Genomic DNA, 26,146 nt, shown 5'->3' with positions numbered 1-26,146 from the left:
CTTACGGCGCGATCAACGAACGGGTCTCGGCGTCCCAACGCCAGAGCCGTTCGTTGGTCAGCTCGGTACCGCCCCACCAACGTGTGAGCGGGTTGTGGCGCCACAAATCGTCTTCGCGGGCTACAAGTGAACGCCCGAGCTCTGTCAGCGTGACCTTCCACTCGCTCTCGCCGCGGTAGCGGGCCTCATTGTCGAACGACGGATCGCCCAGCAGGACCGGGGGCGTCGAATGTTCCGCCAGTTCGATCAAGGCATCGCGCGCTTCGTGTTCTTCGAGCACATCGCGAAGCCACCTCGCGTCGCAGACGAGCCTCGGGTCGGTGTGGCCATCGTTCACAAAATCCAGCAAATCCGTTTCGCTGGCAGCGAGTCCCGTGACGCTGTCCGGAAGCTCTTCAAGCATTGCTATCAGTGCCGATCGAAGTCTGGGCAGGATCATCAGGTCCGTCATCAGCAGATCGAAACAGGGTTGCGGCGTGTCAGCCCGATAGGCTTGCCAGGCGCGACTCGCGGTCGTCACATGGTTCTCGGCCACCTTGAAGGCCGGCAGCTTCCATTTTGCGACCGACGGCGGAGCATAGTTCGCGATGATGTCGTCCGTATGCACGAGGCTCAGCTTGGTCGTGATTTCCTTGTAGGGACGAAGCAGGTCGAGCAACCAGACGAGCACGAGCTGATCGTTCGGCCGTGGGTCGGCCCATATTTCAATGGAGTCGAATTTCTCGCAGAGCTGGAAGAAACCAATATCCGGCGAACCGAAGCCCATCAGCCGATCTCGTCCCACCCCGTCGAGCCAATGATCGCCTCTTCTGGAATGCTTCGCGGAACGTGCCTCCAGCCCCACCGCGAGCTCCTCTTCGGACGGCAATTGGCCCCAGACGAAGCGAAGGGAAAAGCCGAGGGCGATGTTCGCCAGGTTAGAGCGGCCAAGCACGGCGGCTGCTCCATCGTTCGTCGTCAGGATCATATGAGACAAGATCGCCTCTCAAAATTGATGCGCAATACGGGAGCACACTGAGCGATACGCACGCGTTAGTCAGGCGCAATCAACAACCGGATTTCGCGATCCCAGCGCCAGAGCCGTTCGCTGGTGAGAAGCGTTCCACCCCACCAGCGGGGAACCGGATTATGGCGGTAGAAATCCTCCTTGCCTGCCAGCACCGCCTTTCCCAGATCTGTAAGCGACAAGCGGGATTGCTTGTATCGTGCGTGACGGAGAACATCGTCATGCATGTCAAGCGAGAATGGCCCCTCGTCCAGCCCGGACACAGCCGGCACCGGACATCGCGCCAGTCCATCGAGCAGCGCGCCCACTTCCCAGTAGTCGAAGACGCGACGCTCGTTGGGCTTCTGATGGCCTGGAAAGACGTCAAAGGGCAGCACGCCGCCGGGCGCGATCAATTCCAGAATTCGTGTTTCCGTCGCTCCAAGACCGGTTGTGACGTTCGGAAGCTCTTCGAGCAGGTCAACCGCGCAAGGCTCGAACTGCGGCAGCAAGCTCAAATCGGCCTTGAGCAGATCGAACCAGGCCTGCGGCGTCAGGGCGCGATAGGCCTGCCACGCACGCCCAGCCAGTGCGAGGTGATCTGCCGTGGACCTAGCAGCCGGCGGGTTTAGCTTCGCAAACCGCTCCGGGTCGATACCAGGGCAATGTCGAGGTGACGTATCGCGAGCTTGGAGACTGCCGCTCTCTCACCGCCGCAACGGTCAAGCAGCCACAGCAAAATCAATTGCGCATTCGGCTCAGGTCCTGGCCATAATTCGACCGATTCGCATTCGGCCATCAGCTCGATCAATCCACGCCCCGTCATCCCCGATTCTTCAAGACGCCAGGATGGTGTGTCGTCCAGCCAATGGAGGCCATGCGGCTGCGTTGTGCGTGGCGCAAAGAACGCCTCGAGTTCGGCATCCGACGGCAGCGGTCCCCAGACCAGCCGATGCTCGATCGCAATGACAAGATCGGCGACACCGGCGCGTTGTATCCCGCCGGCAGTGGACGAGTCGGTTGTCACAATGAGCCGCGTCATGCCTCAGGGCCTCGTCAAACCAGGGCCGTACCGCCACAGCCGGTCGTTGGTCAGATGCGTGCCGCCCCACCAGCGATCGATCGGATTGTGGCGGCTGAAATCATCCTGATGTGCCAGGACAGCTTTACCGAATTCGGTCAGCGAAAGGCGGCTGCGCAGATAGACTTCATGCCGAGCCCTCAAATTCTTAAGGTCGATTGTGCGCAGTTCCTCGCCCAAACCGGCCACTGCGGGATTGGGGCCGAGCGCCAGCCCCTCGAGCAACCAACCCAGCTCGGTCTCTCCGAACACGAACGTGCGCCGATGCGAGCGCAGATGAAACAACGAATTCGTGTTCCCAAACCCTCTGGAAAGAAGCTCCAGAAATCGCATCTCCGTCGCACCAAGCCCTGTCGAGGGTGACGGCAATTCTGGCATTGAGCAAAGCCGGCCTCAGCATCGGTAATGCACTGAGGTCGCTGCGGAGGAGATTGACGCAGCTTTCCGGTGCCGGTTCGCAATAGGCCCGCCACGCCGCCTCGGCAGTCCCGAATTCCCTGGCAGTGACATTAAAGGCGGGAATATGCGACGCAGACTTTCCCAGGTTATCGCCTCTCATCCCGATTAGATCGTCCGCCACAAGGCGCATTTTGAGTTTTTGCGCCGGCCAGGAATGAGATCTGAGGTGATCGAGCAACCAAATAAGTTGCAACTGATCTTCGGGATTTGGATCGAACCAGAGTTCGATCACATCGTAAGGTTCGCAGAAATCGACAAGCGATAGATTTTTGCGACGACTCATGGCGCGAGGCCAATGGATGCCCCAGTCCGACCAGTGATCACCCGGCCCAAGAGTCTCCGAACGTGCCGCAAAATAGGCCGCACGCATTTCAGGTGGAGGCACGGGTCCCCACTGAAAGCGAAACGAGAACATTATGACGAATTCGGCCAGCCTCGATCTGGCGAGAGCAAAGCCCGACGAACTGGTCAGGATCAGACGCTTCATCACACTACCCGATCACGACAACACAAAACGAAACGGGCGCTGACGACGTCGGCAACTCAACGTCCTCAGCGCCCGCTCCTCGCGAAAATTCTTCGCGGTAAGTCTTACTCCTCCGTCGGCTCCTCGCCGTCGGCGTCGCGCTCGGGGGTGCCGGCGAGAATCTGCTCGGCGATCAGGCCGGAGTTCTGGCGGATCGAGGTCTCGATCTTGGCGGTGATGTCGGGATTGGCCTTCAGGAACGCCTTGGCGTTCTCGCGGCCCTGGCCGAGGCGCTGGCTGTCATAGGAGAACCAGGCGCCGGACTTTTCGACGATGCCGGCCTTGACGCCGAGATCGAGGATCTCGCCCATCTTGGAGACGCCCTCGCCGTACATGATGTCGAACTCGACCTGCTTGAACGGCGGCGCCAGCTTGTTCTTCACCACCTTGACGCGGGTGGTATTGCCGACGACTTCGTCGCGCTCCTTGATAGCGCCGATGCGGCGGATGTCGAGGCGGACGGAGGCGTAGAACTTCAGCGCGTTGCCCCCGGTCGTGGTCTCGGGCGAACCGTACATCACACCGATCTTCATGCGGATCTGGTTGATGAAGATCACCATGGTATTGGACTTGTTGATGGAGGCCGTGAGCTTGCGCAGCGCTTGGCTCATCAGGCGGGCCTGCAAACCCGGCAGCGCATCGCCCATTTCGCCCTCGAGCTCGGCCTTCGGCACCAGCGCTGCGACCGAATCGATCACCAACACGTCGACCGCGCCGGAGCGCACCAAAGTGTCGCAGATCTCCAGCGCCTGCTCGCCGGTGTCGGGCTGCGAGATCAGGAGCTCGTCGATGTTGACGCCCAGCTTGCGGGCATAGACCGGGTCGAGCGCGTGCTCGGCGTCGATGAAGGCACAGATGCCGCCCTTCTTCTGCGCTTCCGCCACCGTATGCAGCGCCAGCGTGGTTTTGCCCGAGGATTCCGGCCCGTAGATCTCGACGATGCGCCCCTTCGGCAGGCCGCCGATGCCGAGCGCGATATCGAGCCCGAGCGAGCCCGATGACACCGCCTCGATGTCCATGGACCGGTCGTTCTTGCCGAGCTTCATCACCGAGCCCTTGCCGAACTGGCGCTCGATCTGGGAGAGCGCGGCAGCCAGGGCTTTACTCTTGTCCATGGAAGATCCTTCGACGATACGCAGGGCAGTGGCGGACATTGGGTCGTGCTCCTTATGGCGAGGATTCGCTAGGGGGACAAACGATTGAGAGGCGGGCCGGCAATAAAAGCAATGTACCCCATTTGTTCTAGGTTCGCAATATGTTCTTTGCAAGAGTCCCTAATTCACTCTCCTGAATCGAAAAGGGGCCGCCTTTCAGCGACCCCTTTGCCGGTTGCAATCTCGTTTCGGGATGAAATGCCAGCCCCGGCGGGAGCCACCGTACCGGTATCACAATGCCAAGTGGATTCCGGGCAACTACCGTTCGTATTCCTGTCCTAATCTGCCCTTCCAGGATCTCTGGCCGTCACAAATCCTTAATCCTGAGGCACCGAACCTTTTCGCGGTCTCTGTGGTCTTCTTCGGGACGAGACTGCACCTCCGGAGCCTCTGCCCATACTGAAGACACACACCGCGACGCCATCAGGCGCAATCCACTCCTGAAGGCCGCGCAGGAGGAGATGATCAAGTTCGAGCGCAAGGAGAACGCGTTCCGCAAGAAGGACCGCGACGAGCGCGCCGCCGAGCTGCGGCTGCCCCTGGACGAGATCAAGCTCCACTAGCGCTCGCCAGGGCCCGCTGCGCACGGCTACCGTGAACCCGAAGGGACCAACATCGCGCGTCGGGATGCGCTTCTCGCTCGATTAAGGTATCGAAATACCTCATGTAAGTCATTGATGGAATGACGAAATCATCCCACGGCCTACTGTGCATGGGGTTGTTTTTCCATTTTTGAAGGACAAAGCGCCGGTTCATCATCGGCAAACCGCGACGATACGGACCCCGGTCGCTCCCCGCACCTGCGCTTGCGCTGCCTTACAGCACCGCCAGCAGCACGAGGCTGATCACCAGCACGACGAAGCCAGCCGCCGTCGCGGCGGCGAATGACCGCTCTACGTTATCCATGATGCCACCCCGTTGCCGCCGTGCCACGTTCCCCCATGGCGCGCCGGACGGTGTGGAATCTTGCCGACCCGTGTGTCGCCAGTTGTGCGGCCGGATGTCGAAATTGGGACAGGCGCGGGGCCAGTCTGCGGCCTCGCGACCGCGACTTTCACTGACACCCGTCAGGCGCGTGTCAGCCTGATCGCCTATTCTCGTCGTGCTCGGTGGACCAACACTGGGCCTCCATACCCGGCCGACGACCCCGCTCCCTCGAGCGGGGTTTTCTGTTTGCGGCCCATGGGCGAAGGCGATTACCGACCGGCCTCGATTTGGCCCTGTCAGGCTGTCGTAAGCCGAACCGGCTAGGGTCGCTTGGCTATGGTGTTGCAGCCCAGCACCTCAGCCTCCAATAACTTCCTCCCCGCTTGGCTCTCCCCAGGCGGGGTTTTTTCATGCCTGCCGGCCGGTTCGCAGGTCCTTCTCCTCGCGCGTCAGCCGCAGCGAGACGGCGCGGATCGCGGGCGCAGCCAGCAGCACGATCGGCAGCATCGCGGCCCATGCGATCAGCCACGACACCATCCAGTGCCCGAGGAAGACCATCGCGCTCCCCGCGGGAAGGCTCGCGATGCCGGCCGCGATCAGCGAGGTCAATCCGGACTGGATGATACCGAAGACGAAATGGGAGTAGCGGCGGGGAATGCCGAGCATGAGGCGCCCATGGTTTGCGTGCCGTCATGAGGCCAAGCAAGGCACATGCCGCCGGCGCGGTGGACTCCGTGGTTCTCCGACCATGAACAGAGTTCCCTTCCCGCGCGCGAGGCCACGATGGGTTTACCGGCAGATTTTGCTTGTCCCCGGAATATGATGGCGCCCAACATGCTGCAGGCATGGAAAGTGAATCGTGGGAGGTGACCATGAATCACAGGGGTGTCGAATTCACCGTCGCCAGGACGGCAATTCCCGGAATCTGGCACTGGCGATTCCGCATCGGCGAGCAGATCAAGACCGGCCGAACCGAGACGAAGATCGACCTGTTGGCGATTCGCCGGGTGCAGCCGCGCATCGACCGCGAGCTGAAGGCGATCGAGCGCAAGACGGCCTGAGCAAGACCGCCAGTGAGATCAGCGGCGGGTGCGGCGCCTCGCGAGGGGCATATCCCGTAGCCGCCCGGAATTGATCTGATCGGGGTTTGGGATTGCACTGCGCGCCCGTGGCCTTGGGGGTTGGGCCGTCACGCGTGATCGGTGCCAGCCATGCCGCTCTACTTCTTTCGAATCCGGAACGGCCGTTATTCCGGCTGCGCGGACCAGGCGAGCGAATTTGCCGATCGCGATTCGGCCTGGAAGGAGATGACCAGCGTCTGCGCCGACATGGCCGCCGGGATCGCCCGCAAGCTCCAGGAAAATTCCGAATGGCACATGGAGCTGCTGGACGAGGCCAAGGAGCCCGTATTCCGAATCCGCATCGTCGCAGAAACGCTCGAAAAGGTGAGACCCTAATCCGCGCTGGGCAGCCGCCGCATGGTGAATTCGATGTCGCCGCCGGGCAATTCGCGCCAGCTCTCGACTGCGCTCATATAGCCCGCCTTGGGGTAGCGGGCGAAGAAGGCCTCCGCCCTCGCCCGTGCCGCTGCGCGCGGCAGCGTGAAGGTCTCGCGCAGATAGCCGTCGCCGGTCGCGTGGTCTGGCTTGCCGCCCATCTTGCGCCGGCGCGCCATCCGTTCGGCGAGATCCCGCGGACGATCGGCCATGTGCCGCCCTCCTCTACGCAAATACGCTCTTGCGAGATGTAGGAGGCCTGTGGGGCAAAGAGGAGTCCCCGGCCGGAGGCGTCTACCGCCTCCGACCGGCGGAAGGTCAATTGGCAGCCGTGCCGGATTTCTTCTTCGGCGCACTGGTCGCGGCCGAGGCCTTCGGCGCCGCCGACTGCTTCGGCGGATCGGAGCGCATGCCGCCCCAGGGATCGTTGGAGGCCTTGGAGTCCGGAATCTTCTTCAGTGTCTCCTTGTAGGCCTTTTCACGTTCGGCTTCCGCGGCCTTCTCCTCGGGGCTCTTGCTCGGACCATCCTGCAGCAAATTGAGATTGGGCATTTGCGCATAGGCCGGTCCCGCCAGCACGGCCAGCACCGCGGCCAAACGGAAAAGCTTCATCATTCACTCCTTGATCATCCACGAAGCGCGGATCGCCCGCGCCTTGTCGTCCTTGTGGCGGCCGACCGCAAGCTCAGGGCCGCATAGCCGCTAGATCCGGTCCGATCTGCACGATTTCGGCGCATGCAGCCAGTCGTCCCAGATCGGGCCGCATCTGGTGCAGCCGTTCAGCGCAAGGCCGAGCGCGGCCAGACAAAAGACCAGGACACATCGACGCAACATCATCCACCCGTACCCAAGCAAGGCCATCATATCGGGCAAAGTCGGGCATTTTCAAGCCGACGCGGCCGGCAGCAGACCCGGTGACTTTGCCGCGCCGATGCGCGCAGAATGAGACGAAACATCCGGCAACAATGGAGGGAACGACAGCAATGCAAACGCAGCCAGACGCCGAGTTCGGCATCACCGATGCGAAACGCATCCTCGGCGAGGTCTTTGCACCCTGGGTCCAGGATCTCGACCTCTCGGTCGAGCGCATCGAGCACGCACAGCCAGCGAATGCGCCGGACTGGCAGCCGGGCGCGCTCCTGCGCATGCCGTTCTCGGAACGGCTGTGCCGGAACGGCGGCGTGGTCTGCGGCCAGGCGCTGATGGCGCTCGCCGACACCGCGATGGTGATCGCGATCCTCGCCGCCAACCGCGGCTATCGTCCGATGACCACGGTCGACCAAACCACGCATTTCATGCGCGCAGCCTCCTCGTCGGACGTGCTGGCGGACGCGCGCGTGGTGCGGCTCGGCCGCACCATAAGCTTCGGCCGCGTCACGCTGCTCTCGGCCTTCGACAACAAGCCGGTTGCGATCGTGTCGAGCGCGTTCGCGATGCTGCCAGGGTGAGCGCGCGCGATGTGAACGATCGTTCGCATCGCCTCCACAACACGATCATGATCGCGTGACACGATGGCGGCGGCGCCAGCGCAGGCCCGTGATCACAAGCGCGACGACCGCGAGCGCGATCGCCGAGGACGCCGCAAAGAAACGTCCACCGGGACGATCGACGGTGCGTGACCACAATGACGGTCCCTCGCCCGGCCGCGCCAGACGAAACGCAACGACGCTGTCGCCGATCGACGTGCCTGCCTCGGAGTGGCCGCCGGCGCCGATCGCGACATATTGCTCCCCCTGCCAGAGATAGGTCATGGGGTTGGCGACGCCCGGGACGGGCAACCGGCCCTGCCACAGCTCCCTGCCGCTCCGCGCATCGAAGGCGCGCAAATAGGCGTCCATCGCTCCGGTGAAGACGAGCCCGCCTGCGGTGACCGCGAGCCCGTTGACGAGCGGCGCGCCCCAGGGCAGCGGCACGCCGAGCGGCGCAAGATCCTCGGTGGTGCCGACCGTCGAGCGCCAGAGGATTTTTCCGGCCTTCAGATCAACCGCGACCATCTCGCCCCATGGCGGCTTGTTGCAGAGCAGGCCGAGCGGCGACGTCACCATGGCGCGCGTCATCGCGAACGGCGTGCCACGCTGCTGGCCGAAATCGTGACCGGGCGGCGGATTGAACCCGAAGGCGTCCGCGCGCGGAATCAGCTTGATGAGATGAACGGCGCGGCTGGTGTTGGCGTAGAGGACCTGGCTGACCGGATCGAAGGCCGCACTGCCCCAGTTCACCCCGCCACCGGTGAACGGAAAAAACAGCGTGCCCTGCACGGAAGGCGGCGTGAACAGGCCCTCATTGTGAGCCGCCGCGAATTGGCGCTCGCAGGACGAGCGACGCAGTGCAGGTATTAGCGAGAGCGCATCGTCGGTCGAGATCGTCTGCGACGTTAGTGGCGGTACATGCGTCGGGAATGGCTGCGTTGGTGATAGCGCTTCACCTTCCGCGCCGCCCTGCGGCACGGCGCGCTCCTCGACGGGCCACACCGGCTTGCCGGTGTCGCGATCGAGCACGAAGACGAAACCCAGCTTGGTCGGCTGGATCACGACGTCGCGCTCGCCATCACCAATGTCGAGGCGCGCCAGCGTCGGTTGCGCCGGCAGATCGTAGTCCCAAACGTCGTGATGCACGGTCTGAAAGGCCCATACGAGGTCGCCGGCCTCAATCTGCAGCGCGACTACCGAATTGGCGTGCTCGTTATTGCCCGGCCGCCTACCGCCCCAGAAATCCGGCGAGGGCGACGACGTCGGCAGGAACACGAATCCGCGCCTGTCGTCGACCGACATCGGCGCCCAGACATTGGCGTGACCGGCTTCGATGCCATCGCGCTTGAGCGGCTCGAAGGTCCAGCGTGGCTGGCCGGTTCGCGCATCGAACGCACGCACCTGGCCGCTCGGCGCGTCGACGCGGCGGTTGTCACCGATTGCAGACCCGACCACGACGACACCGCGGCCGACCGCCGGCGGCGAGGTGATCTGGAATTCGCCCGGCCATTCCAGGGTCATTCCGGTATCGAGCTTGATCTGCCCGCCATTGCCAAAACCGGCACAGGGAACGCCTGTCTTCGCATCGAGCGCGATTAGGCGGACGTCGTTCGTGCCCATGAAGATGCGCGCGCGGCAGGCAGCATCCGGCGGCGCCGTGTCGTCGACCCAATAGGTGACGCCGCGGCAGACATAGCGATTGGCCGGCCGCTGGTTGATCGCGATCTTCGGATCGTAACGCCATTTCTGCACGCCGGTGCCGGGATCGAGCGCGATGACCTCGTTGAAGGGCGTGCAGAAGATCAGGCTGTCTTCGACGAACAGCGGCGTCGCCTGGAATTTGGTTCGCCGCATCAGCTCGGGTGCGCGCGCTGTGAGATCGCCCGTGTGATATTCGAAGGCGCGGACGAGTTGGCCGACATTGCCGGGCGAAATCTCCCGCAATGGCGAGAAGCGCGAGCCGCCGGGATCGCCGCCCCAGCTCTCCCAGGCGAAGCATGGCGGCACGGCAAGCAACAGGAGCGTAACGAATGCGACCGCAGCGCGCAGGTGGATCCGCAACGCCCCGCCCCGTTCTATTTCGGCTTCTTGGTGGGCTCGCCAGGGCGGGCCCCGCCCCACGGATCGTACTTTTCCTTTGGCTCGGGAATGCGCTCGAGCGCAGCCTTGTAGGCCTTTTCGTCGACCTTGGGTTTGGTGTCAGCCGGCTTTGCACCCTCACTGGGCTGGCGCCGGCCCTGCGCCTCCGCCGATCCAGCTGCCAGCGCCAGCACCGCGGCCGCGATGACCAAAATCCTCATCCGTGCAATCCCCCTGATGTGGGATACAAACTAGCCCGCAATCCCGTATTCGCAAATGCCCCGGTTTCCGCGTCTTCAGCAAATTTTGAACGGAGCGGACTTCGCCGGATCGCATTCGTGCCTATCTGTTGGCCCGCAGGGGACCTTCAAGGGATGTTGCGGATCATTGCTCATGCCGCGCTGCTCGCCGGCGCGCTCGCGCTCGGTGCCTGTGGCTTTGCCGACAGCCGCGCGCCGGTGCCGGAGTTCATGCGCATGAACGAGGCCGAGCAGCCGCCGCCCGAGCCGCCCCCGGACGTCAAGCGCCTGGTGCGCGAGCAGATCGACGTCGTCTTCCTCGCCACCTCCTATCCGCGCGAGGTGCACGTCGCCCCGCCTCATCGCGAGGTGCGAGGGCCGGGCTGGACGGCCTGCGTCCGCGCGCAGCTCACCTCCGCGACCGGCACGCCGCTTGGCGCCCAGACCTACATCGTGACCATCAACGGCGGAAAGGTCGTCGACCGCCGGCGGGCGGACGCCGACGACATCTGCGGGACCGAGACTTACGAGCCGATCTAGGAACAAATTGCTGTAACGAAGCTGCGGTTCCGGGAAAAACCAGCATCGCGGACGGGAACGATCACCGCCTCCCCTTCTTGTTACCGCCGAGGGCAGTTTCGAGGAGGACATGATGAGGATGTTGACTATTGCGCTGTTGGCGGGTGTCGGTGCTTTGGCAGCCGCATCGGGTGCGAAGGCTTCCGATATCTATACGAGCAGCGAGTACACCAATCCGGATCTCGTCCAGCAGGTACGACTTGTCTGTGACGACGCTGGCCGCTGCTATCGGACGCGCGGCGGTTCGCGCGTGATCGTGCGGGATTCCTATAACTACATGCCGCGCGAGCGCTATTACGAGCGTCGGACCTATCATCGCGATTGGGATGACGGACCGCGCGCCGGCGTCGGCATTCGCGCACCTGGCGTCAGCGTCGGCGTCGGTGTCGACGACCGCTGGTAATCCATGAACGCTTGATGGCCGGGACCGGACGAGACGACTCGCCCGGTCCCTTCATATCAGGTTTCGTGCGGATCGGCCGGCGTCGTGACGCGCGCCCTCGATGGCAAATGCGCGGTGAACCGCGCAAGCAACATGCCGGCAAACATCGCCGCGACGAAAATGAGGGCGGAGCTCGAGCCAAATCCGAGCGCCGTCAGCGCCGGTCCCGGGCAGAACCCCGCCAATCCCCAGCCAATGCCGAAGATCGCCGGACCAACCACTATTCTCCGATCGACGTCTGCTCGCGTGGGAAGAGAAAATCGCTCGGCGAAAAATGGACGTCCCAGCCTTCAGGACGCGATTGAACCCGACGAAAGTCACGGCCACAGCGCCGGCCATCACGAACGCAAGGCTCGGATCCCACGTCCCTGCCGGGATGCCGGCGGCATCGAGGAAATTCAAGACCTTTGCTGGATTCGACATTCCGGAGACGATGAGGCCGACGCCGAAGATCAGGCCGATCGCGAACTGAACGAAAATTGCCATCGCCGTCAGCTCCCGTGCCGCATCACGAAGACGGTCGCCATGCCTGCCGCCATGAAGACGATGGTCGCGACCAGCGAGCGCGCCGACAGCCGCGACAGGCCGCAGACGCCATGGCCGGACGTGCAACCGCTGCCCCACACTGCGCCAAATCCCGTCAGTAATCCCGCAACGATCAGCACCGGCGTTCCCGCCAGTATAGTCTGCTCCGGCAGGCCTCCGGTGGTGAGTCGAACCAGCACGGGCGCGAGGATGAGACCCGCGACGAAGGCGAGCCGGCCGGGGAATTCGCTATCCTCATAAGGCGGGAACAGCCGCGCCGCGATGCCGCTGACCCCGGCGATTCGTCCCGTCGCCCACATTAGAAGCACCGCGGACATTCCGATCAGCGCCCCGCCCAGAAGCGAGGCCAGCGGCGTGAAAGGTGTGGCGATCATCCTGATCCCTCCGGTCGAGCACCCCTCGCCCATCCGCTACAACCGGCGCAGTGCCGCCGGAATGTCAACGAGACGTTAACACGACCGCTCGAATTGACGCAGCATCCCAACGGTATCTTTCCAATCGTTGCGCTAAGCATGGCCGTAACGCGGCCTTGGCCTGCGTGAACGGGGAACGACGGGACGTGGTCGACATCGCGCAGCAGGCAGCGGTCAAGCCGCCATCGGCAAGGGATGCTGTGGCCGCGCGCGCGCTCGTTCCGCTCACCTCCATTGACCCCGGTCAATGGCGCGCGCTCGCGCAGCGGGCGGTCGAGCCGAACGGCTACTACTTGCCCGGCTGGGAGCTTGCCGTCAGCGCAACCGCGCGCGGCCGCAGCTCGGCCTCGGCACTGCCCGCATTCGACGGATCTTCGGCGCGGCTGATCGGACTGATGCCGGTGATCTCGCTGTGGCGCGCCTGGAAGATTCCCTTGCCCGCGCTGGTGAGCGCGCATCCCTATGGCACGCTGTGTAGCCCGCTGATCGACCGCGACGCCCCGATCGAGGCCGCTATGCGTCTGTTGCAGCAGGCGCGCGAGGCGGGAGCCCATGCGCTGGTGCTGAATGACATTGCGCTCGATGGCGCTGCGATGATCGCCCTCAATCAGGTTCTCAATCGCGACGGCCTGAGACCGCGCCTGCTCAGCTCCTACATCCGTGCCAGCCTCGATGCGACGCAAGACGGCGATGCGCTGCTGCGCGAAGCGCTCGGCGCCAGGAAGCTCAAGGAGCTGCGGCGCCAGCGCCATCGGCTCGAAGAAAACGGCGCGGTCGTGTTCGAGGTCGCGCGAGGGCGCGACGAGATCGGGCCCGCGCTGGAAACGTTCCTGCAGCTCGAGGCCAGCGGCTGGAAGGGCAAGCGCGGCACCGCGCTGATCCAGCATGCGGGCGATGCGACCTTCATCCGCCGCGCCGTCGCGGCGCTGGCGGAAACCGCGCAATGCGAGATCATCACGCTGCGCGCCGGCACGACACCGGTCGCCGCCGGCGTCGTGCTGCGCCATCAGGACCGCGCCTTCTTCTTCAAGCTCGGCATCGACGAGCGCTTTGCAAGATATTCGCCGGGCGTGCAGCTCACGCTCGACCTCACTCGCCATCTCTGCGCTGATCCGGCCATTGCCAGCGCGGATTCGATGGCCAGCGCCAACCACCCCATGATCAACCCGATCTGGCGCGGGCGCTTCGCAATCGGCGACGTGCTGGTCCCGCTGCGGCGGAATGATCCGGTCGTCGCGCTCATTCATGCCGCGCTGGCCGGCCTCAACGTCGCGCACCAGGCCGCGCGAGGCGTGGTCCATCGGCTCCGCAAATAAGAGAAAGCTACTCCGCCGCCTGCGCGTTGACCTCCGCCGAGACCTGGCGGATGGCGCGCGCGAGCAGGTTCGGATCCTGCGCGCCGGAGACGGCGTACTTCTGTGCGAACACATAGGTCGGCACGCCGGAGATGCCTTTCTCGGCGGCCTCCTGTGCGTCCGCCGAAACGCGCGCGACATCCTCGTCGGTGGCAAGGCGCTTGCGCACGTCGTCGGTATCGAGGCCAACATCGGCGGCTGCCTGCACCAGCACGTTGACCTCGGTGAGGTCGCCGCCGTCGCGGAAATAGAGCTCCATCAGGCGCTGCTTCATCTCGGGCGCCTTGCCGATCGCCTCGGCCCAGAGGATCAGGCGATGGCAATCGGTCGTGTTGGGCTGACGCGCCACGAGCTCAGGCCGGTAGACGAGCCCCTCCTCGCTTGCGGCCGCGACGACGCGCCCGGCAATGCCCTTATAGGCCTCGACCGAGCCGAACTTCTGGGTGAGATAGTCCTCGCGGCTGATGCCCTCGCGCGGCACCCAGGGATTGAGGAAGAAGGGCCGGAAATTGAGCTTGACCGGAACATCAGGCACGAGCGCCAACGCGCTCTCGATGCGGTGTTTGCCGATATAGCACCAGGGGCACACCACGTCGGAGACGACGTCGATCTGGAGCGGTTTCAGCGTGCTCATGGCGGCGCCTCCTTCGGGCAGTCTACGGGTCCGTCGGAAGATAAGCCGAACCAGAGGCCGCGCAAGGCGCCCATCCCGCATGGCTCACGACTTCACCTCTGCGGTTATTGTAGGAAACGCAACCCGCCCCGATACTCGCTGCACGATCGAACCAGCGGGAGACTGCAATGACAGCCATTTTCAGGCCGGAAGGTCATCAATTTCGGGCTACGGAGCATGCCGGCGGTCCGTGGTCGCCGGACATGTTGCAGGGAAGCGCTACCACCGCGCTGATGGCCCGTGAGGTCGAGCGGCTCGCAACCGAATCGGGCTTTGCGGTGCGGCGCCTGACCTTCGATCTCTGGCGACCGGCAGGCCTGCGCGCCTTCAGGACCACCACTGAACTGCTGCGCGACGGGCGCAAGGCCAAGACCGCGCAAGTGCGGCTGATGGACGGCGAGACCGAGATCGGCCGCTGCACGGCGCTGCTGACGGCGCAGAGCGGAGAATCGCCGGTCGATCCCTTCGCGGCGCCCGCAGCGCTCGACCAGGCGCCCGAGGCAGGCACGCCGCCGCCGGCCTTCGCGCAGAAATGGAGCCGCTATTTCCAGAATGTGTCGGTGCGGCTGATCGAGGGCGCACTGGAGAAGCCGGGTCCGGCCGCCGCCTGGATGCGGCTCGACGCCGCACTGGTCGAAGGCGAGCCGAACACGCCGCTGCTCCAGGCGGTGCAGGCCGCTGACTTCTCCAGCGGCGTCGCGCAGATGGTCGATATGCGCCAATGGACCTTCATCAATCCCGAGATCAGCCTCTATTTCGTCCGGCCGCCGGAGGGCGAATGGATCCTGATCCGCGCGGCGACGGGCGTCGGCGCCAACGGCGCGGGCCTGACCACGGCGACGCTGAGCGATCGCAACGGTCCGTTTGCCGAGGTGATGCAGGCCCTGAGCTTCGAGCGGCGTGAGGCCGTGCAGGCTCAGGCGTCCTGAGACGCAAGCGCGATCAGCGTCGTCTCGGACCCTGCATCCGTCGGCATGAACATCTCGACACGAAGCTCCTGGAGCGTGACGTCCTGCGGTGTGCCGAGCGTCAGGACCGCACCGATCAGGCCGATGCCGACCTCACCTTTGCGCAGGCGCACCTCGCACAACGGCCCCGGCACGGCCTCGTCCTCGAGTTGAGGCGCCGGCAGCTCCGGCAAGCGCATCAATTCGCGCCAGGTCGATTGCAGGGCATCGTCGAGCGGGGCGGCCATCGCTTCATGACGCGCCCGCGACAACAGCGCTGCCGCGACAATTGGCCAGTTCTCGACGAACGGCTTGAGCTCGTCCGGCGCGAGGAACATGCGCATATGGTTGAGCGGACGCTGCATACGTTCAGAGCCAAGCAGCATCGTCATCAGACGCGAGGCCGCGCGGTTGGCCTGTTTCACGTTCCAGCGCCGGTCGGTGACGATCGCGGGAAATGGCTCGTGACGGCTGAGCAGAAGATCGATGGCACGCCGCGCATCGGCAAGCTCGGGCGCGGCGAGGTCGCGCTCGCCATATTGCCGCGCGAAGCCGCCGGCCTCGAGCAGCGCATTGCGGTCGCGCAGCGACAAATCGAGCGCGGAGGCGAGCTGGAGGAGGATGTCCCGACTGGCCGCCGCCTTGCCGGTCTCGACATGACTGAGATGCTTGACAGAGATGCCGGCCTCGAACGCCAGCTCCGCCTGGCTAAACGCACGGCGCATGCGCCAGGCGCGCAGGAGATTGCCGACCGGATTGGCCGGCCGCAAGGACCGGGACGAGCGTGTATCCATCCGCCGATTATGCGGGCCCTCGTGCACCCTGTAAACGCGGCTAAGAAAGTGTGGCCGCCATCTGCTTCAGCCGCTCGGCAGTGCGCTCGTCCGCCGGGAAGAAGGTCTCCAGCGCCAGCTCCGACAGAGTGATGTCGACGGGCGTGCCGAACACCATGGTGGTGGAAAAGAAGCTCAGGATCTCACCCTGGTGGCGCAGCTTGAACGGGATCGCGACATTGTCGCTCGGCAGCGGCGCCGCACGCGCCGGGATGGGGTAGCTTTTTAGATCGTTATACAACTTGATCAGTTCAGGATCGGCGGTCGCCTCGCATTGCCGGTGCAGCCGCTCGAGCAGATGCCCGCACCATTCCGCAAGATTGACGGTACGCGGCCCCAGCGCCTCGGGATGAAAGGCAAGTCGCAACACGTTCAAGGGCTGGCCGAGCAGATGCTGCGGGATGCCGTCGAGCAGCGGCGCCACCATGCGGTTGGACGAGACCAGGTTCCAATGCCGGTCCACCGCCAGTGCCGGATTGGGCTCATGTGCCTTGAGGACGATGTCGATCGCCTGGCGGGCTGATGTCAAGGCGGGATCCTCCAGCGGGCGCTGCGGGAACGCCGGCGCATAGCCGGCCGCGACCAGCAGCACGTTGCGTTCGCGCAAGGGCACGTCGAGGCGCTCGGCGAGCCTGAGCACCATGTCGCGCGAGGGCGCGGCGCGGCCGGTCTCGACGAAGCTCAAATGGCGCGCGGAGATCTCGGCCTCGCCGGCGAGATCGAGCTGGCTCATGCGGCGGCGCTGCCGCCATTCTCGCAAATGGTCGCCGATATGGACCGGTTGGCTGCGCTCAGTACGTGCCGTGGATGCATGTGCGTTCATGATCGAAAACCTAGCATGCGAATTTCGGCCCTTCCATTACCCGCGAGGTAATCGAATTGAGGCGCGGACGCGCGCATCGTCGGTCGCAACAGGAGATGACCATGATCGCGCTGCTGCTCTACCGGACCATCGCTGACCACGTCTTGCCCTGGGCCATGGCCTTCGCAACCCGGATGCTGGCGGGCAGCCTCAACGTCCCGGAGCCGCTCGTGCATTCGACCGGCGACTATGTCGTCGCGCAGGTCATCGCCTTCGAGCACGGCGTCGGCAGGAGCCTGTGCCCGTTCCGCCTCGCCCGCCTCGTCCGCGCCTGGTGGCGCGGATTGCGGTGATGTCCCTCGACCTCAACCAAGGAGAACCACGATGATCGAAGCGTCCACTTTCCTGCGCCGTGCACTGCTCGCCGATGCCGTCTTCAGCGGCGTCGCCGCGCTGGGTTTCACTTTCGGCGCGAGCACGTTCGCCTCGCTGTTCAACCTTCCCGAAGCGCTGCTGGGTGAGACCGGCCTCTTCCTGATTGCCTACACCGTACTGGTCGGCTGGCTCGCCGCGCGTGCATCTGTTTCCAAGGCGCTCGTGCTGCTGGTCGTGATCGGCAACGCGGCCTGGACGGTCGGCAGCATCGCGCTGCTGCTTTCAGGCGCGGTGTCGCCGAACCTCATGGGCGAGCTGATGGTTGTGGCGCAAGCCATCGCGACCGGCGTGTTCGCGGAGTTGCAATATGTGGGGTTGCGGAGGAGCGCGAGTGCGGTGGCGGCGTGACCTACCGATCACTGCCATTCGGGGCTGGTGCGGCAGCACCAGAGACCCGGAATCTCGAGATTCTCAGGTGCGCAAGGGCGCACCCTAGTTCGCTGCGCACCGCCCCGGAATCTTGGATTCCTACGCCCGCGCGCGGCCGTTCGTCTTGGCGACGGCGTGACCGTTGAGCTGGTTCTTTTTGGGAGCCTTCTTTTTCGCACTCTTGGCGCCCGCCTTCGCGGCCTTGCGCTCGGCCCGCGCCTTCGCCTTGGTGCGTTGGGCCCGCGCCTCGGCGCGCAGCTTCTTGCGCTTCTTCTCGCAGGAATCGCACTTGCAGCCGATCGGCTTCAGATAGGCTTTGAAATAGTCGGTGCCGTAGTCGTAGTTGATCTCGTCGCCCGGCTCGATGTTCTTGATGGCGCGGATGAAGACCTTGCGCTCGCGCGGGCGGACGTCGGACTCGGCGTTGGGCCGGCAGGAATGATTGATGTAACGGGCGAGATTCTTGCGCACCGATCCGTCGATGGTCCAGCGCCCGTTGAGCTCGAACAGATATTTGTTCTCGATCTCGTCGTGCGCCGGAATCCGCGAGTCCAGGATCGGCCCGAAATAGCGGATGATCCGGGTGCCCTTCTTGATCGGCTTGGTGGCAAAGAGGCCGAGCCCTGTCTTGGAACGGCCGACGCGATAAGGTTTGTTCGAGGATATGGCTGGCATGATCAAGAGAACGAGGACGCGAACGGGGCCGGAGCGGCCCAGGCGAGCCGCTCTTCTAGAACGATTCCGCGCCGCTGTCAGGTGCCTGGAGGCGCTTTTGAACCTTGCCCACAGTCAAGACGTCTGATGCTACGAAGTTCCAGCTGCATCGAAGCGTCATCATGATCCGCATCGTCACCACATGCCTATCCGTGTTGCTGATATGCGCCGCCGTCAATTGGGCCTGCGCCGAGTCCGTGGGCGGCATCTACACCTCGACCGCGCCGAAAGATTGCCGCCAGATCGGTAAGCCCAGCGCGCTCGACGGCAGCACCATGCGGGTCTGTCCGGGCAAGTCCGGCCTCGTAGTGCTGATCGCCGAGGATGATCTTCGCGAGGTCGTCTCGGTCGGCCGCAATCGCAAGGAAGCGGCCGAGGAGCCGGCGGCCAAAGTTTGGTTCGCTCCCTTCAATTCATCGGACACGACTGTCGAATGGCGAGCTGCGGGCGCCAAGCCATTTGCGATCATTCAGCGCTGGCACATCGCCGACAGCAGCGATCCCGACAAGCAGGGGCGGCCGAACACCAAAGCCATGCTGGTCGTGACCCGGCTGCCGCCGGGTCCGGTCTGTCACGTCGCCTATGTCGATGCGATCGCGAATCCCACCGCCAATGAGCTCGCGCGCAAGGCCGCCGACGATTTCGCCCGCGGCTTCAGGTGCGGCAAGGACGAGGTCAAGATCATCGGCACAAGAGGCCGCGCCGTCGAGCTCGCGACCATGCGCTAGGTCTTCGCCGGGGGCAAACAGCCGCCAGGCGGCAATTTCGTGGTCACGGGCGACGTCAGCATCGCCTCGAGCAGCCGTTCGGCCGTCGTTCCCTCGGGCAACCTCTCCAGGATATCTTCGAGCCGGCCATCGAGCAGCAGCATGGTGAAGCCGTGCACCAGCGACCAGGCCCGCGCGATCGCCGCGCCCTGGTTCAAGGTCAGCGCATCGCCGCTGATCTGCTCCTGGCGCATCATGCCGACGGCATTGGCGAGCCCGGCAAAGGAGGCTTCGGCCGCCTCGCGCAGCGAGGGCCTGGAATAATCGAGCCGCTCGGTGCGAAACATGATGCCGTACATGCCGGGATGCGCCTGCGCATAGGCAACATAGGCTTTCGGCCGCGCCAGTGCGTGTTCAAGCGGCGTGGACGCGGCATCGGATGAAGCTGCCATCGCCGCGTGGAATTGGCGGAAGCCGACCGCCGCGAGCTCGCTGAGCAGGCCCGTGAGGTCTCCGAAATGATGGGTGGGAGCGGCGTGCGAGACGCCCGCCTCGCGTGCCACCGCGCGCAATGTCAGGCCGGCAAGCCCGTCGCGCTCCAGCACCCGTTCGGCGGCCTCGAGCAACGCCTCCGGCAGAGCGCCGTGATGATAGGGTGTCTCAGCCTTCGCAACTGCCGGGCGCCGCGCGAGACGCGGCAAGACGTGCGAGGTCGACGATGTCTTCTTCGGGGGGCGTAGGCCGCGCGCCGCCCTGGTTTCGCTTTTGCCCATGCTCAAGCTATAAGGCGCCATATTGACAGTGTAAAGATTTCCCTTGACCGCAACGGCAATCGGCACTATCTGATCTTTACGATGTAAAGATAGGGAAGGATACGCCGTGCAGCAGGACGTCGTCACCGAGCAGCGCAACAATATCGCGCCAATTCCCTTCGAAGCCGACGCGGCGTACCTCAAGCTCATCGGCGAATTGCCGCGCGAGTTGAACGGCACGCTCTATCGCAACGGCCCCAATCCGCAGTTCTCGTCGCCCGGTGCGCACTGGTTTGTGGGCGACGGCATGCTGCACGCCTTCCACCTCGAGAACGCACGCGCGAGCTACCGCAACCGCTGGGTCCGCACGCCGAAATGGCTGGCCGAGCACGACGCCGGCCGCGCTTTGTTCGGCGGCTTCGGCCGCAAGCTGCCGGATGCCCCGGCGGATCTCTCTGACGGCGGCGTCGCCAACACCAACATCATCTTCCATGCCGGCAAGCTGCTGGCGCTGGAAGAAGCACACCTGCCGACCGAGATCGAGCCGGGTACGCTGGCAACGCGCGGCTATCACAACTACCAAGGCCGCATCGCCGGCAGCTTCACGGCGCATCCGAAGATCGATCCTGTGACCGGCGAACTCGTATTCTTCGGGTACAATGCGGCGGGACCGCTGACCCCTGCCCTCTCCTACGGAGCGATCGATGCGTCAGGACGGGCGACGCGCTTCGAGCGTTTCGAGGCGCCCTATGCCAGCATGGTGCACGACTTCATCGTTACCGCGAACCATGTGCTGTTTCCGATCCTCCCCATCACCGGCAGCATGGAACGCGCGATGAGCGGACGACCGCCCTATGCCTGGGAGCCGGACAAGGGCGCCTATGTCGGCGTGATGAAGCGCAACGGTACGGCAAAGGATATCGTCTGGTTTCGAGCTGAGGCCTGCTACGTCTTCCACGTCATGAATGCGTGGGAGGACGATCAGCGCATCATCGCCGACGTCATGCAGTTCGAGGAGCCGCCGTTGTTTCCGCGTCCCGACGGTCGGCCGACAGATCCGGAGAAGTCGCGCGCCCGCCACTGCCGTTGGACGTTCGATCTTTCGGGAAAAACCGACCGCTTCCAGCAGACTTATCTCGACGATCTCACCGGCGAATTCCCCCGCATCGACGATCGCCGCGCCGGACTGAAGAGCCGCCACGGCTGGTATGCCTGCGCCAATCCGCGGCTGCCGATGTTCGACGCGCTCTCAGGCATCGTCCATGTCGACGGCAGCGGTAGACGGCTCGGCCATTATCTGCTGCCGGCCGGCGACACCATCTCCGAGCCGGTGTTCGTCGAACGATCGAAGGATGCGGCCGAGGGCGACGGCTGGCTGCTCGCATTGGTCTGGCGCGCGCGAGAGAACCGCAGCGACCTCGCCGTGTTCAACGCCACCGATGTCGAGGCCGGTCCCGTCGCGCTTGTCCAGCTCGGCCACCGCGTGCCCGACGGCTTTCACGGCAATTGGGTTGGGGCGGCGTAACGCCCTCCTCGTCATTCCGGGCGCGCACTCGGCGAGGCCGGCATGACGGCGCGGATGCATCACCAAGAGGTTCCACATGCACGTGCCCTCGATCACAGCAGCCTGCCTCGCCGTTCTCGCTCTCTCCTGCGCCGCGCTCGCATTCGAGATGATCCGGCTGAAGCGAAGCAGCCATACCATCTTCAACGGCGGCATCTTGCTCGCCGCGGCTCTTTTGAGCGCCGCAGCGGCGCCGATCCTGTCGCGCCTCCCCTGGGCGGAATTGGCCGAGGAGGCGTCCGAACAAGCCACTGCAGCAATTCATCTTCTAGAGGCCGCCTTCGTCATTTTGACACTGTAAAGATTTCGCTTGACCCAATTTTCGCGTTCGGCTACGTATCTTGACGTTGTAAAGATTCGGCCTGACGAGGTGGCATGTGGCGATTTTCCTGATCCTCGCGCCCTACGCCGTCTTCGCGTTGCTGATGCTGGTGACCTCGGCGACGATCAGCGTGTTCGCGGCCTCCGCGATCTGCCTCGCCACCGTTGCAATCGATGTCGCGCGCGGCCGCTCGGTGAAGATCCTGGCTGCAGGCTCGGCGACCGTGTTCGCCGCAATCGGCCTCTATCTCGCGCTGGTCGATCCCGGGCTCGGCACGCTCGGGGTCAAGCTGTCGGTCGATATCGGCATCTTCGTCATTTCACTCGGCTCGATGCTGGCCCGCCGTCCCTTCACACTGCAATATGCGCTTGAATCGGTCCCGGCCGAAACCGCGGCAATCCCTGGCTTCCTTTACGCCAATTACGTCATAACCGGCGCCTGGACCGCAGCCGCGCTGTTGATGGCCGGCGCCAATCTCGTGCTGCTCTACGTCCCCGGGCTGCCGCTCTGGTCGAGTGTTGCGGTCGCCTTCGCCGCCCGCAACAGCGCAATCTACTTCACAAAGTGGTATCCCGAGTATCGCCAGATCAAGTACGGTACGCCCGCCCGCGCATTGCCCAGCGCCCGCTGAACAGGATCGACGATGAAGGACGTATTCGCTCGCCTCGCCTCCGACCTCTTTTCCGCCATCGTCTTCCTCGCCGTCTACCTCATCACCGATAACGTCATCCTGGCGACATCGGTGGCGATCGCCGGCGCGATCGCGCAGGTGATCTATGCCCGCGTCAAGGGGCAGCAGCTCAACTACATGACTTATGCGAGCCTCGCGCTCGTTGTTGGACTGGGCGCGATCACACTCTTGACCAATGATCCCCGCTTCATGCTGGCAAAGCCTGCGATCGCGCATTTCGCGATCGGACTCATCATGCTCAAGCGCGGCTGGATGCTGCGCTACATGCCGCCGATCGTCGTCGAGACCGTTCCGGAATATGTGACGGCTGCGGGCTATGCCTGGGCGGTGCTGATGTTCGCGATCGGCGTCGGCGTGATCGCCGTCGCCTCGACCGGCGATCTGAAGCTGTGGGCGTTCTATCTCACCGTCGTCGCGGGCGGCGCCAAGATCCTGGCATTTGCCGTGCAATACGTCGTTCTGCGCCTCATCGTCACCAGCCGCCGGCGCGCCGCTGCCCGCGCCTAATTGCCCCATCGGAGCGTTAGGCAGGAGCTGCGAGTTGGGTTATAGGCTCGCCACAGGACTGGCCGCGGATCGTCGCGGCCCGCCGGGATTTGTTCGGGAGACGGGAATGGCCGTGGACGGCAACTGGAATCTGACCATGACGACGCCGATGGGCGAGCGCCAGGCGACGCTCAGCCTGAAGGCCGCGGGCGGCACGCTCACGGGCACGCAGGGTGCGGAAGGTAGTACCGCCGAGATTTTCGACGGCAACGTCAGCGGCGACAACGTCTCCTGGAAGGTCTCGATCACCAATCCGATGCCGCTCACGCTCGAATTCACCGGCACCGTCTCGGGCGACAGCATCAGTGGCGAGATGGGCATCGGCCCGATGGGTAGCTTCCCGTTTACGGGCACGCGCGCTTAAGGCCGGTCTGCCGTCCGCTGACAGCGACAGGGCGCGCCTAAGCTTTCCGCATCGTCATGGCCGGGACTGCCTCGGCCATTCACGTGCTCGCGGCAGCAAGAAAGATCCGTGCAATCCCGGGCATCACGGACTTCCGTAAGGGCACATGCACGCTCACGAGCGCGCAAGCAGGGTGAAGCCGCTAGCCCAAATTCAATTCCTTGAAGAAATCATTCCCCTTGTCGTCGATGATGATGAACGCCGGGAAGTCGACGACTTCGATGCGCCAGATCGCTTCCATGCCGAGCTCGGGATATTCGAGCACCTCGACCTTCTTGATGCAGTGCTCGGCAAGGTTCGCCGCGGCCCCGCCGATCGAGCCGAGATAGAAGCCACCATATTTCTTGCAGGCCTCGCGCACGGCCGGAGCACGGTTGCCTTTCGCCACCATCACCATCGAACCGCCCGCAGCTTGGAATTGGTCGACGAAGGAATCCATGCGGCCTGCGGTGGTCGGGCCGAACGCGCCGGAGGCATAGCCTTCGGGCGTCTTGGCTGGTCCGGCGTAATAGACCGGATGGTTCTTGAAATAGTCCGGCAGCGGCTCGCCCCTCTCCAGCCGCTCGCGCAGCTTGGCATGCGCGGAATCGCGCGCGACGATCATGGTGCCGGTCATCGAGACCCGCGTCTTGATCGGGTACTTGGAGAACGTCGCCAGAATGTCCTTCATGGGCTGGTTGAGATCGATCTTGACGACCTCGCCGCCGAGCGACTGCTCCACCTGCGGCAGGTATTGCGCCGGGTTGTGCTCGAGCTCCTCGAGATAAACGCCATCCTTCGTGATCTTGCCGAGCACCTGGCGGTCGGCCGAGCAGGACACGCCAAGCCCGATCGGCAGCGAAGCGCCATGACGCGGCATCCGGATCACGCGCACGTCGTGGCAGAAATATTTTCCGCCGAACTGCGCGCCCACCCCCAAGCTTTGCGTCATCTTGTGGATTTCCTTCTCCATCTCGACGTCCCGGAAGGCATTTCCGTCGGGCGAGCCGTGGGTCGGCAGCGCGTCGAGATAGCGGGCGGAGGCGAGCTTCACCGTCTTCATGCAGAGCTCGGCCGAGGTGCCGCCGATCACGATGGCGAGGTGATAGGGCGGGCACGCCGCGGTGCCGAGCGTCAGGATCTTTTCCTTCAGAAACGCGAGGAGCCGGTCCTTGGTCAGGACGGACGGCGTGGCCTGGAACAGAAAACTTTTGTTGGCGGAGCCGCCGCCCTTTGCCATGAACATGAACTTGTAGGCGTCGTCACCCTCGGCGTAGATCTCGCACTGCGCCGGCATGTTGTTGGCGGTGTTCTTCTCTTCAAACATCGAGAGCGGGGCGACCTGCGAGTAGCGCAGATTGCGGCGCAAGTAAGCATCGCGCGCGCCCTCCGACAGCGCCGCCTCGTCGTCACCGTCGGTGATGACGTTGCAGCCCTTCTTGCCCATAATGATCGCGGTGCCGGTGTCCTGGCACATCGGCAGCACGCCGCCCGCGGCAATGTTGGCGTTTTTCAAAAAGTCGAGGGCAACGAACTTGTCGTTCGGGCTCGCCTCGCCGTCCTCCAGGATCGCGCGAAGCTGCTTCAGATGGCCCGGCCGCAGGTAATGGTTGATGTCGCCGAAAGCGGCCTCCGACAGCGCCCGCAGCGCCTCGCGCGAAACCACCAGCATGTCCTTGCCCAGAACCTTCTCAACCCTGATACCCTCGGACGAGATCTTCTTGTAGGGCGTCTCGTCCTTGCCCAGCGGGAACAGCGGGGTGTGCTTGTAGGGCGGCACGGGTTTTGACTCGTCGGGAAAGGCAGTGGGAGCGTTCATAGCGGATCTCGGGGTTTGTGGCCTCATAGGCCCTCGGCATAGAGGCGTTCTAAGCCCATTTTGGACGGAAAAGAAAGGGACCGGGGCGCATGGGAGAGGGTGGCTAGGGGCTCGGGAAGGCATTGGCACAGCACGTGGAAAGGCCGGCGCCCACCCTTGCGCTTCGCGCCCGCCGACGCTTGAATGCACGCCGCAAGGGGCTTTTCATCATGACATTGAACTTGAACCTCCGCGGCGCGATCCTGGTCGCCGCCGCCATCACCGGCCTTGTGGCTCTCACCTTCCCCGCGCGCGCCGACCGCTGCGACGACAGCGCCAAGGAGCTGGCGAACCAGATCGATCGACTTAAGGTGAATTTCCGGGCCGCCAACATCGTCTATTTGACGCACCCGGCGGCCAAGGACCTGTCCGTTGGCTGCCGCGGCGACAAATATTCGATCGAGCTCTATGCCAAGGGCGATCGCAAGCCCAAGCCAGAGTTCTATGCGCTGGTGGGGTCGATGGCGGCGATCGTCTTCACCGTGACGAAGGACGACACCACCACGGGCGCGACACGCTGCCTGAAGCGGATGGGCCTGTTGCGCGGCGACAAGATCAGCATGCGCTACCGGCGGCTCAACATGGAATGCAGCCGCACCAAGTCGGACGCGTCCATCGCGATCACGCGCGGCAAGGACGAATAGGCGGAGCCTTGCACGCTCTTGCCCGCGGCGCGAGCATCACGATGTTGCTCGCCACACGTCGTCATTGCTGTGCATGTTCACTAATTCGCTGATTGGATCGCTCCAGCGGAGGACGATCCGATGCGCGACAACAGCTATGACCGGACGATTGAGCGCA

Annotated in this window: 33 protein-coding genes and 1 pseudogene; 16 read left to right on the top strand and 18 right to left on the bottom strand. The window is 64.2% G+C overall.

Going from position 1 to position 26,146, the window contains the following annotated elements; all coding sequences use genetic code 11:
* Position 1: 1 nt before the first annotated feature.
* From IVA96_RS19685 to IVA96_RS19660, 6 genes are all read right to left on the bottom strand, one after another.
* Positions 2–967 carry a hypothetical protein gene (locus IVA96_RS19685; protein WP_247418764.1) on the bottom strand — a complete coding sequence of 322 codons (966 nt, stop codon included), beginning with the start codon at positions 965–967 and terminating at the stop codon, positions 2–4.
* Between the two features lie 65 nt (positions 968–1,032).
* The gene (locus IVA96_RS19680; protein ID WP_247418762.1) at positions 1,033–1,497 is read right to left on the bottom strand and encodes a hypothetical protein; all 465 of its coding nucleotides are present in this window, start codon (positions 1,495–1,497) and stop codon (positions 1,033–1,035) included.
* 116 nt (positions 1,498–1,613) lie between these two features.
* Positions 1,614–2,027 carry a hypothetical protein gene (locus IVA96_RS19675; RefSeq protein ID WP_247418760.1) on the bottom strand — a complete coding sequence of 138 codons (414 nt, stop codon included), beginning with the start codon at positions 2,025–2,027 and terminating at the stop codon, positions 1,614–1,616.
* A 3-nt stretch (positions 2,028–2,030) separates the two neighbouring features.
* Entirely contained in the window at positions 2,031–2,399 is a 369-nt protein-coding gene (locus IVA96_RS19670; RefSeq protein WP_247418758.1) for a hypothetical protein, read from the bottom strand.
* Positions 2,400–3,116: 717 nt separating this feature from the next.
* Entirely contained in the window at positions 3,117–4,205 is a 1,089-nt protein-coding gene (recA, locus tag IVA96_RS19665) for a recombinase RecA (protein ID WP_247280668.1), read from the bottom strand.
* 1,335 nt (positions 4,206–5,540) lie between these two features.
* On the bottom strand, positions 5,541–5,798 hold the full coding sequence (locus IVA96_RS19660; protein ID WP_247418756.1) for a DUF2798 domain-containing protein: 258 nt from the start codon (positions 5,796–5,798) through the stop codon (positions 5,541–5,543).
* Between the two features lie 206 nt (positions 5,799–6,004).
* Here IVA96_RS19660 and IVA96_RS19655 point away from each other — a divergent pair, with 206 nt between their 5' ends.
* Together IVA96_RS19655 and IVA96_RS19650 are read left to right on the top strand one after the other, a co-directional pair.
* Positions 6,005–6,193: a hypothetical protein gene (locus tag IVA96_RS19655; RefSeq protein ID WP_247418755.1), complete on the top strand. Its 189-nt coding sequence runs from the start codon at positions 6,005–6,007 to the stop codon at positions 6,191–6,193.
* A gap of 150 nt (positions 6,194–6,343) precedes the next feature.
* Entirely contained in the window at positions 6,344–6,589 is a 246-nt protein-coding gene (locus IVA96_RS19650; protein WP_247280664.1) for a hypothetical protein, read from the top strand.
* Here the strand turns inward: IVA96_RS19650 and IVA96_RS19645 are convergent.
* Positions 6,586–6,840 (bottom strand): hypothetical protein, encoded by a 255-nt coding sequence (locus IVA96_RS19645; RefSeq protein ID WP_247280663.1) that lies wholly within the window; start codon positions 6,838–6,840, stop codon positions 6,586–6,588. The two genes, IVA96_RS19650 and IVA96_RS19645, sit on opposite strands and share 4 nt — an antisense overlap.
* Before the next feature lie 106 nt (positions 6,841–6,946).
* The gene (locus tag IVA96_RS19640) at positions 6,947–7,240 is read right to left on the bottom strand and encodes a hypothetical protein (protein ID WP_247280763.1); all 294 of its coding nucleotides are present in this window, start codon (positions 7,238–7,240) and stop codon (positions 6,947–6,949) included.
* A gap of 371 nt (positions 7,241–7,611) precedes the next feature.
* Between IVA96_RS19640 and IVA96_RS19635 the strand changes: the two genes are divergently transcribed.
* Complete coding sequence (locus IVA96_RS19635) at positions 7,612–8,076, top strand: PaaI family thioesterase (RefSeq protein ID WP_247418753.1); 465 nt, start codon at positions 7,612–7,614, stop codon at positions 8,074–8,076.
* Between the two features lie 45 nt (positions 8,077–8,121).
* Here the strand turns inward: IVA96_RS19635 and IVA96_RS19630 are convergent, their stop codons facing one another.
* On the bottom strand, positions 8,122–10,116 hold the full coding sequence (locus IVA96_RS19630) for a pyrroloquinoline quinone-dependent dehydrogenase (protein WP_247418802.1): 1,995 nt from the start codon (positions 10,114–10,116) through the stop codon (positions 8,122–8,124).
* 56 nt (positions 10,117–10,172) lie between these two features.
* Positions 10,173–10,397, bottom strand: a complete 225-nt coding sequence (locus tag IVA96_RS19625; protein ID WP_247280661.1) for a hypothetical protein — start codon at positions 10,395–10,397, stop codon at positions 10,173–10,175.
* Between the two features lie 153 nt (positions 10,398–10,550).
* Between IVA96_RS19625 and IVA96_RS19620 the strand changes: the two genes are divergently transcribed.
* Together IVA96_RS19620 and IVA96_RS19615 are read left to right on the top strand one after the other, a co-directional pair.
* Positions 10,551–10,955, top strand: a complete 405-nt coding sequence (locus tag IVA96_RS19620; protein ID WP_247418750.1) for a hypothetical protein — start codon at positions 10,551–10,553, stop codon at positions 10,953–10,955.
* A gap of 109 nt (positions 10,956–11,064) precedes the next feature.
* Positions 11,065–11,397 (top strand): hypothetical protein, encoded by a 333-nt coding sequence (locus IVA96_RS19615; RefSeq protein ID WP_247280659.1) that lies wholly within the window; start codon positions 11,065–11,067, stop codon positions 11,395–11,397.
* Positions 11,398–11,453: 56 nt separating this feature from the next.
* Here the strand turns inward: IVA96_RS19615 and IVA96_RS19610 are convergent.
* A pseudogene (locus IVA96_RS19610) lies at positions 11,454–11,922 on the bottom strand (YeeE/YedE family protein).
* A 5-nt stretch (positions 11,923–11,927) separates the two neighbouring features.
* A complete protein-coding gene (locus tag IVA96_RS19605) occupies positions 11,928–12,356 on the bottom strand; it encodes a YeeE/YedE family protein (protein WP_247418748.1) in 429 nt (142 codons plus the stop codon).
* A gap of 185 nt (positions 12,357–12,541) precedes the next feature.
* Between IVA96_RS19605 and IVA96_RS19600 the strand changes: the two genes are divergently transcribed.
* On the top strand, positions 12,542–13,711 hold the full coding sequence (locus tag IVA96_RS19600) for a GNAT family N-acetyltransferase (protein WP_247280656.1): 1,170 nt from the start codon (positions 12,542–12,544) through the stop codon (positions 13,709–13,711).
* A 7-nt stretch (positions 13,712–13,718) separates the two neighbouring features.
* Here IVA96_RS19600 and IVA96_RS19595 read toward each other — a convergent pair whose 3' ends face one another.
* A complete protein-coding gene (locus IVA96_RS19595; protein ID WP_247418746.1) occupies positions 13,719–14,384 on the bottom strand; it encodes a DsbA family oxidoreductase in 666 nt (221 codons plus the stop codon).
* Between the two features lie 167 nt (positions 14,385–14,551).
* On the opposite strand from IVA96_RS19595, the gene IVA96_RS19590 reads away from it, so the two are divergent.
* Positions 14,552–15,352, top strand: coding sequence for a thioesterase family protein (locus IVA96_RS19590; protein WP_247418744.1), 801 nt, complete (start codon positions 14,552–14,554; stop codon positions 15,350–15,352).
* Here the strand turns inward: IVA96_RS19590 and IVA96_RS19585 are convergent.
* Positions 15,340–16,164, bottom strand: coding sequence for a helix-turn-helix transcriptional regulator (locus tag IVA96_RS19585; protein WP_247418733.1), 825 nt, complete (start codon positions 16,162–16,164; stop codon positions 15,340–15,342). The two genes, IVA96_RS19590 and IVA96_RS19585, sit on opposite strands and share 13 nt — an antisense overlap.
* 40 nt (positions 16,165–16,204) lie before the next feature.
* Positions 16,205–17,026 (bottom strand): helix-turn-helix transcriptional regulator, encoded by an 822-nt coding sequence (locus tag IVA96_RS19580; protein WP_247418731.1) that lies wholly within the window; start codon positions 17,024–17,026, stop codon positions 16,205–16,207.
* 101 nt (positions 17,027–17,127) lie between these two features.
* Here IVA96_RS19580 and IVA96_RS19575 point away from each other — a divergent pair, with 101 nt between their 5' ends.
* Both IVA96_RS19575 and IVA96_RS19570 read left to right on the top strand, forming a co-directional pair.
* Positions 17,128–17,358 (top strand): hypothetical protein, encoded by a 231-nt coding sequence (locus tag IVA96_RS19575; protein ID WP_247418730.1) that lies wholly within the window; start codon positions 17,128–17,130, stop codon positions 17,356–17,358.
* 31 nt (positions 17,359–17,389) lie between these two features.
* Positions 17,390–17,788: a hypothetical protein gene (locus IVA96_RS19570; protein WP_247280650.1), complete on the top strand. Its 399-nt coding sequence runs from the start codon at positions 17,390–17,392 to the stop codon at positions 17,786–17,788.
* 120 nt (positions 17,789–17,908) lie between these two features.
* On the opposite strand, the gene IVA96_RS19565 is transcribed toward IVA96_RS19570, so the two are convergent.
* Positions 17,909–18,484 carry an SET domain-containing protein gene (locus tag IVA96_RS19565; protein WP_247280649.1) on the bottom strand — a complete coding sequence of 192 codons (576 nt, stop codon included), beginning with the start codon at positions 18,482–18,484 and terminating at the stop codon, positions 17,909–17,911.
* A 161-nt stretch (positions 18,485–18,645) separates the two neighbouring features.
* On the opposite strand from IVA96_RS19565, the gene IVA96_RS19560 reads away from it, so the two are divergent.
* A complete protein-coding gene (locus tag IVA96_RS19560) occupies positions 18,646–19,251 on the top strand; it encodes a hypothetical protein (protein ID WP_247280648.1) in 606 nt (201 codons plus the stop codon).
* Here IVA96_RS19560 and IVA96_RS19555 read toward each other — a convergent pair.
* Complete coding sequence (locus IVA96_RS19555; RefSeq protein ID WP_247418800.1) at positions 19,248–20,003, bottom strand: TetR/AcrR family transcriptional regulator; 756 nt, start codon at positions 20,001–20,003, stop codon at positions 19,248–19,250. The two genes, IVA96_RS19560 and IVA96_RS19555, sit on opposite strands and share 4 nt — an antisense overlap.
* 106 nt (positions 20,004–20,109) lie before the next feature.
* Here IVA96_RS19555 and IVA96_RS19550 point away from each other — a divergent pair, with 106 nt between their 5' ends.
* The 5 genes from IVA96_RS19550 to IVA96_RS19530 all read left to right on the top strand — a co-directional run bounded on the left by IVA96_RS19550 (position 20,110) and on the right by IVA96_RS19530 (position 23,469).
* Positions 20,110–21,507: a carotenoid oxygenase family protein gene (locus IVA96_RS19550; protein ID WP_247418728.1), complete on the top strand. Its 1,398-nt coding sequence runs from the start codon at positions 20,110–20,112 to the stop codon at positions 21,505–21,507.
* A 76-nt stretch (positions 21,508–21,583) separates the two neighbouring features.
* Positions 21,584–21,847 carry a hypothetical protein gene (locus IVA96_RS19545; protein ID WP_247280646.1) on the top strand — a complete coding sequence of 88 codons (264 nt, stop codon included), beginning with the start codon at positions 21,584–21,586 and terminating at the stop codon, positions 21,845–21,847.
* A gap of 76 nt (positions 21,848–21,923) precedes the next feature.
* Positions 21,924–22,499, top strand: a complete 576-nt coding sequence (locus IVA96_RS19540; RefSeq protein WP_247280645.1) for a hypothetical protein — start codon at positions 21,924–21,926, stop codon at positions 22,497–22,499.
* A 12-nt stretch (positions 22,500–22,511) separates the two neighbouring features.
* Positions 22,512–23,066, top strand: coding sequence for a septation protein IspZ (locus tag IVA96_RS19535; protein WP_247280644.1), 555 nt, complete (start codon positions 22,512–22,514; stop codon positions 23,064–23,066).
* Positions 23,067–23,172: 106 nt separating this feature from the next.
* Entirely contained in the window at positions 23,173–23,469 is a 297-nt protein-coding gene (locus tag IVA96_RS19530) for a hypothetical protein (protein WP_247280643.1), read from the top strand.
* Positions 23,470–23,650: 181 nt separating this feature from the next.
* Here the strand turns inward: IVA96_RS19530 and IVA96_RS19525 are convergent, their stop codons facing one another.
* Positions 23,651–25,306, bottom strand: a complete 1,656-nt coding sequence (locus IVA96_RS19525) for a fumarate hydratase (RefSeq protein ID WP_247280642.1) — start codon at positions 25,304–25,306, stop codon at positions 23,651–23,653.
* Between the two features lie 209 nt (positions 25,307–25,515).
* Between IVA96_RS19525 and IVA96_RS19520 the strand changes: the two genes are divergently transcribed.
* Positions 25,516–25,989, top strand: a complete 474-nt coding sequence (locus IVA96_RS19520; RefSeq protein WP_247418724.1) for a hypothetical protein — start codon at positions 25,516–25,518, stop codon at positions 25,987–25,989.
* Positions 25,990–26,146: the final 157 nt, after the last annotated feature.

Source organism: Bradyrhizobium sp. 159 (assembly GCF_023073795.1).
Lineage (GTDB): Bacteria > Pseudomonadota > Alphaproteobacteria > Rhizobiales > Xanthobacteraceae > Bradyrhizobium.
This window is presented reverse-complemented; position numbering and strand designations above follow the sequence as displayed.

What these genes read in the sequence shown, in the direction of transcription:
- IVA96_RS19685 (WP_247418764.1), bottom strand. Translation starts at nt 967, where the DNA reads ATGATCCTGACGACGAACGATGGAGCAGCCGCCGTGCTTGGCCGCTCT.
- IVA96_RS19675 (WP_247418760.1), bottom strand. Translation starts at nt 2,027, where the DNA reads ATGACGCGGCTCATTGTGACAACCGACTCGTCCACTGCCGGCGGGATA.
- IVA96_RS19670 (WP_247418758.1), bottom strand. Translation starts at nt 2,399, where the DNA reads ATGCGATTTCTGGAGCTTCTTTCCAGAGGGTTTGGGAACACGAATTCG.
- recA (WP_247280668.1), bottom strand. Translation starts at nt 4,205, where the DNA reads ATGTCCGCCACTGCCCTGCGTATCGTCGAAGGATCTTCCATGGACAAG.
- IVA96_RS19660 (WP_247418756.1), bottom strand. Translation starts at nt 5,798, where the DNA reads ATGCTCGGCATTCCCCGCCGCTACTCCCATTTCGTCTTCGGTATCATC.
- IVA96_RS19655 (WP_247418755.1), top strand. Translation starts at nt 6,005, where the DNA reads ATGAATCACAGGGGTGTCGAATTCACCGTCGCCAGGACGGCAATTCCC.
- IVA96_RS19650 (WP_247280664.1), top strand. Translation starts at nt 6,344, where the DNA reads ATGCCGCTCTACTTCTTTCGAATCCGGAACGGCCGTTATTCCGGCTGC.
- IVA96_RS19645 (WP_247280663.1), bottom strand. Translation starts at nt 6,840, where the DNA reads ATGGCCGATCGTCCGCGGGATCTCGCCGAACGGATGGCGCGCCGGCGC.
- IVA96_RS19640 (WP_247280763.1), bottom strand. Translation starts at nt 7,240, where the DNA reads ATGAAGCTTTTCCGTTTGGCCGCGGTGCTGGCCGTGCTGGCGGGACCG.
- IVA96_RS19635 (WP_247418753.1), top strand. Translation starts at nt 7,612, where the DNA reads ATGCAAACGCAGCCAGACGCCGAGTTCGGCATCACCGATGCGAAACGC.
- IVA96_RS19625 (WP_247280661.1), bottom strand. Translation starts at nt 10,397, where the DNA reads ATGAGGATTTTGGTCATCGCGGCCGCGGTGCTGGCGCTGGCAGCTGGA.
- IVA96_RS19620 (WP_247418750.1), top strand. Translation starts at nt 10,551, where the DNA reads ATGTTGCGGATCATTGCTCATGCCGCGCTGCTCGCCGGCGCGCTCGCG.
- IVA96_RS19615 (WP_247280659.1), top strand. Translation starts at nt 11,065, where the DNA reads ATGATGAGGATGTTGACTATTGCGCTGTTGGCGGGTGTCGGTGCTTTG.
- IVA96_RS19605 (WP_247418748.1), bottom strand. Translation starts at nt 12,356, where the DNA reads ATGATCGCCACACCTTTCACGCCGCTGGCCTCGCTTCTGGGCGGGGCG.
- IVA96_RS19595 (WP_247418746.1), bottom strand. Translation starts at nt 14,384, where the DNA reads ATGAGCACGCTGAAACCGCTCCAGATCGACGTCGTCTCCGACGTGGTG.
- IVA96_RS19590 (WP_247418744.1), top strand. Translation starts at nt 14,552, where the DNA reads ATGACAGCCATTTTCAGGCCGGAAGGTCATCAATTTCGGGCTACGGAG.
- IVA96_RS19585 (WP_247418733.1), bottom strand. Translation starts at nt 16,164, where the DNA reads ATGGATACACGCTCGTCCCGGTCCTTGCGGCCGGCCAATCCGGTCGGC.
- IVA96_RS19580 (WP_247418731.1), bottom strand. Translation starts at nt 17,026, where the DNA reads ATGAACGCACATGCATCCACGGCACGTACTGAGCGCAGCCAACCGGTC.
- IVA96_RS19575 (WP_247418730.1), top strand. Translation starts at nt 17,128, where the DNA reads ATGATCGCGCTGCTGCTCTACCGGACCATCGCTGACCACGTCTTGCCC.
- IVA96_RS19570 (WP_247280650.1), top strand. Translation starts at nt 17,390, where the DNA reads ATGATCGAAGCGTCCACTTTCCTGCGCCGTGCACTGCTCGCCGATGCC.
- IVA96_RS19565 (WP_247280649.1), bottom strand. Translation starts at nt 18,484, where the DNA reads ATGCCAGCCATATCCTCGAACAAACCTTATCGCGTCGGCCGTTCCAAG.
- IVA96_RS19560 (WP_247280648.1), top strand. Translation starts at nt 18,646, where the DNA reads ATGATCCGCATCGTCACCACATGCCTATCCGTGTTGCTGATATGCGCC.
- IVA96_RS19555 (WP_247418800.1), bottom strand. Translation starts at nt 20,003, where the DNA reads ATGGGCAAAAGCGAAACCAGGGCGGCGCGCGGCCTACGCCCCCCGAAG.
- IVA96_RS19545 (WP_247280646.1), top strand. Translation starts at nt 21,584, where the DNA reads ATGCACGTGCCCTCGATCACAGCAGCCTGCCTCGCCGTTCTCGCTCTC.
- IVA96_RS19535 (WP_247280644.1), top strand. Translation starts at nt 22,512, where the DNA reads ATGAAGGACGTATTCGCTCGCCTCGCCTCCGACCTCTTTTCCGCCATC.
- IVA96_RS19530 (WP_247280643.1), top strand. Translation starts at nt 23,173, where the DNA reads ATGGCCGTGGACGGCAACTGGAATCTGACCATGACGACGCCGATGGGC.
- IVA96_RS19525 (WP_247280642.1), bottom strand. Translation starts at nt 25,306, where the DNA reads ATGAACGCTCCCACTGCCTTTCCCGACGAGTCAAAACCCGTGCCGCCC.
- IVA96_RS19520 (WP_247418724.1), top strand. Translation starts at nt 25,516, where the DNA reads ATGACATTGAACTTGAACCTCCGCGGCGCGATCCTGGTCGCCGCCGCC.